Genomic DNA, 2,554 nt, shown 5'->3' on the forward strand with positions numbered 1-2,554 from the left:
GTTTTAGTAACCATCAGAGGAGAACCAGCATGAACACACAGAACGTCAAAACCGCCGCAACCAAAACCACCGAAACCTGGGCTGAAGGTCAAAACACTAATTACTACCTGGGAGATCGTTTTGCCAGCGCAGAGGGGTACGCCGAAGAAGTGCGTAATTACTGGCTGAATCGTGAAGCGGCGGCGGTAAAAGCGCCTGCGGAGATCGACGTCCACAGCTTTCACGATGCGCTGGGGACACTCTATCCGCTTAACTGGGCATGCAGTGAGAACGGGAACTGTGAAACGTTCATGTTTGCAGAAATGTACTGCGGTGAGGTAACGGACATTTACGCCCGTATCGGGGTGCGTTACTTCCGCCTGCGTAATTACAACCACATGACCCACGCCCAAATTATAGCGAGCGTTAAGGAGGCGTTTGAACTGAACCAGAAATGAAAAAAGCAGGCATAAGCCTGCTCATTCACCGCCGGAACCACGCGACCAACGAACGTTCCGGCGCTATCAAACTTAACGGAGATAAACCCATGCAATTTGACCCGCAAATCGTGTCACAGGCGAGAGTATTTGTAAATGCGCTTCGCGAAGGAAAAAGCGCCCGCGTTCCTGCGATGAAGCTGAAGAACTGGCCGAAGTTTATGAAACTGGTTCATGCTGGCCTCAGCATGGCGTGATGTGAAAAGCCGCCCCTGATCGGGGCGGCTGTAAAAGGAACAGATTCATGTCACAGATAAGTTTTGCGGAATTTTTTGACCAGGCACAGGACGCGGCACCGGTTGTTCAGCATCCTTTACCCGCGCTGCCGGTAAATCTGCCTGCGGTTTCCCCACCCGTGTTAAGCCTTGCCGCGGCGAGAAGACAGTTTATCAGCGTCTTCCATGAGACAGCGTATAACCTGCGCCGCTGGGAGGTGTTCAGCGATTTCATTATCCTGGCGGCCAGTGAACTGGATATCGCCCGGATCAGAACGCCGGAAAGCATTGAACGCTGCCGGAAAATCAGCGAACGCTACAGCGCCGCCGACATGCGCAATATGCACGAACTGTTCGCGCTGATGGTATGTGCGCTTCAGGCTCAGTTTCATGATTTTCTGGGCGCTGTTTTTATGGAGCTGGAGCTGGGCGACGATCGCCAAGGGCAATATTTTACGCCTTACAATGTCCAGTCAATGATGGCACGCCTGCTGATGCCCGGCGTGATTGATACCATTCGGCGGGAAGGGATGTTTACCCTGTCAGAGCCGACCTGCGGAGCCGGGGGAATGGTTATCGCTTACGCAGAGTGCCTGATTGAAGCCGGGCTTAAACCTTCCGTTCAGATGTTCGTCAGTTGTATCGATATTGATCCTGTCGCGGCGGATATGGCGTTTATACAGCTTTCCCTGCTGGGCATTGCCGCCGAGGTTGTCACCGGAAATACACTGACGCTGGAGTTTAACCGGGTGCGCTATACACCGGCTTACTATCTCAACGATTTCGAAGAACGTCTTGAAAGCCAGCGCCGGATCAAGGCGATGCTGGCTTTTATCAGGGCAATGTAGGCCACGGACAAAACAGCAGGGAACAGCAGGGCAGGGAAGCCGGGTTACGGGGTGGTATAGGGTGCATGAATCATGCAGAAATTGCACAATATACGAAATTTCGTATAATGAGGAAATGATGCGTAAGAAAATCAGTTTTATTGACAGCAGTCTTGAGGATTTACGGGCTTTCCCGGAAGAGGCCCGCACCGCGTCAGGGTATCAGCTTGACCTGGTGCAGCAGGGACTGGAGCCGGACGACTGGAAGCCATTTGCTTCAGTCGGTCAGGGAGCACGTGAAATACGCATCCGGGGTAATGACGGCATTTTCCGGATCATGTATGTCGCCAAATTTGAAGAGGCCGTGTATGTGCTGCACTGCTTCCAGAAAAAGACACAGAAGACCAGCCAGAGTGATGTGGAACTTGCCCGGAATCGTTATCGCAGACTGGCAGAGGAGCGTAAAAAATGAATATTCAGACTTTTGATAATGTGTGGGACGCGATCAGCGAAACGCCAGAGCAGGCAGAAAATATGAAACTCCGCGCCGAGTTAGTGGGGCGCCTGAATAGCTGGATTAAACGTAATGGCCTGAATCAGGCCGCTGCCGCCGCTGCGCTGGGCGTTTCACAGCCAAGAGTGTCCGAGCTGGCAGGAGGCAAAATTAACTGCTTCTCGATTGATAAGCTGGTCAGCATGATGGCACATGCCGGACTGCACATAACCAGTATTGAGATAAGCGAACCAGAGGCAGCGTGAGCTGCCTTTTTGCCCCGCGCAAACTGCCAGGGCGGTAGCCCCTGCGGGGCAGGATAAACCCGGTGCTGACGCACCGGTTATACCCTTTCACCTGACCGTCTTCATCCCTTCCCATCTGATGCTGATAGCTTGCTGTTTCTGATAACCGGGCTGATTCTGCCACTGCCACTGCCACTGCCACTGCCACTGCCACTGCCACTGCCGGGACATGGCCACCTTCGGCTCCCCGGCGTTGCCGGGTCGTCAGTCCTACTGCGCTAACCGGCTTTGCCGGTAA

At 53.6% G+C, this 2,554-nt stretch carries 6 protein-coding genes; 5 read left to right on the forward strand and 1 reads right to left on the reverse strand.

All coding sequences use genetic code 11. From position 1 onward, the window contains the following. Nucleotides 1-107: 107 nt before the first annotated feature. The 5 genes from HFD87_RS22715 to HFD87_RS22735 all read left to right on the forward strand — a co-directional run bounded on the left by HFD87_RS22715 (nucleotide 108) and on the right by HFD87_RS22735 (nucleotide 2,277). Complete coding sequence (locus HFD87_RS22715; RefSeq protein WP_163658943.1) at nucleotides 108-437, forward strand: hypothetical protein; 330 nt, start codon at nucleotides 108-110, stop codon at nucleotides 435-437. An 89-nt stretch (nucleotides 438-526) separates the two neighbouring features. Then, nucleotides 527-673 carry a hypothetical protein gene (locus HFD87_RS22720; protein ID WP_033774359.1) on the forward strand — a complete coding sequence of 49 codons (147 nt, stop codon included), beginning with the start codon at nucleotides 527-529 and terminating at the stop codon, nucleotides 671-673. A 47-nt stretch (nucleotides 674-720) separates the two neighbouring features. Next, entirely contained in the window at nucleotides 721-1,539 is an 819-nt protein-coding gene (locus HFD87_RS22725) for an N-6 DNA methylase (protein WP_167423952.1), read from the forward strand. Between the two features lie 118 nt (nucleotides 1,540-1,657). Further along, nucleotides 1,658-1,990 carry a type II toxin-antitoxin system RelE/ParE family toxin gene (locus HFD87_RS22730; RefSeq protein ID WP_033774357.1) on the forward strand — a complete coding sequence of 111 codons (333 nt, stop codon included), beginning with the start codon at nucleotides 1,658-1,660 and terminating at the stop codon, nucleotides 1,988-1,990. Further along, complete coding sequence (locus HFD87_RS22735; RefSeq protein ID WP_167423953.1) at nucleotides 1,987-2,277, forward strand: helix-turn-helix domain-containing protein; 291 nt, start codon at nucleotides 1,987-1,989, stop codon at nucleotides 2,275-2,277. Before HFD87_RS22730 ends, HFD87_RS22735 begins: the two co-directional genes overlap by 4 nt. A gap of 87 nt (nucleotides 2,278-2,364) precedes the next feature. Here the strand turns inward: HFD87_RS22735 and HFD87_RS23100 are convergent, their stop codons facing one another. Continuing rightward, nucleotides 2,365-2,493, reverse strand: coding sequence for a hypothetical protein (locus tag HFD87_RS23100; protein WP_256378160.1), 129 nt, complete (start codon nucleotides 2,491-2,493; stop codon nucleotides 2,365-2,367). Nucleotides 2,494-2,554 lie beyond the last annotated feature (61 nt).

It is taken from the genome of Pantoea sp. EKM21T (assembly GCF_011800405.1).
Taxonomy (GTDB): domain Bacteria; phylum Pseudomonadota; class Gammaproteobacteria; order Enterobacterales; family Enterobacteriaceae; genus Pantoea; species Pantoea agglomerans.

What these genes read in the sequence shown, in the direction of transcription:
- HFD87_RS22720 (WP_033774359.1), top strand. Translation starts at nt 527, where the DNA reads ATGCAATTTGACCCGCAAATCGTGTCACAGGCGAGAGTATTTGTAAAT.
- HFD87_RS22725 (WP_167423952.1), top strand. Translation starts at nt 721, where the DNA reads ATGTCACAGATAAGTTTTGCGGAATTTTTTGACCAGGCACAGGACGCG.
- HFD87_RS22730 (WP_033774357.1), top strand. Translation starts at nt 1,658, where the DNA reads ATGCGTAAGAAAATCAGTTTTATTGACAGCAGTCTTGAGGATTTACGG.
- HFD87_RS22735 (WP_167423953.1), top strand. Translation starts at nt 1,987, where the DNA reads ATGAATATTCAGACTTTTGATAATGTGTGGGACGCGATCAGCGAAACG.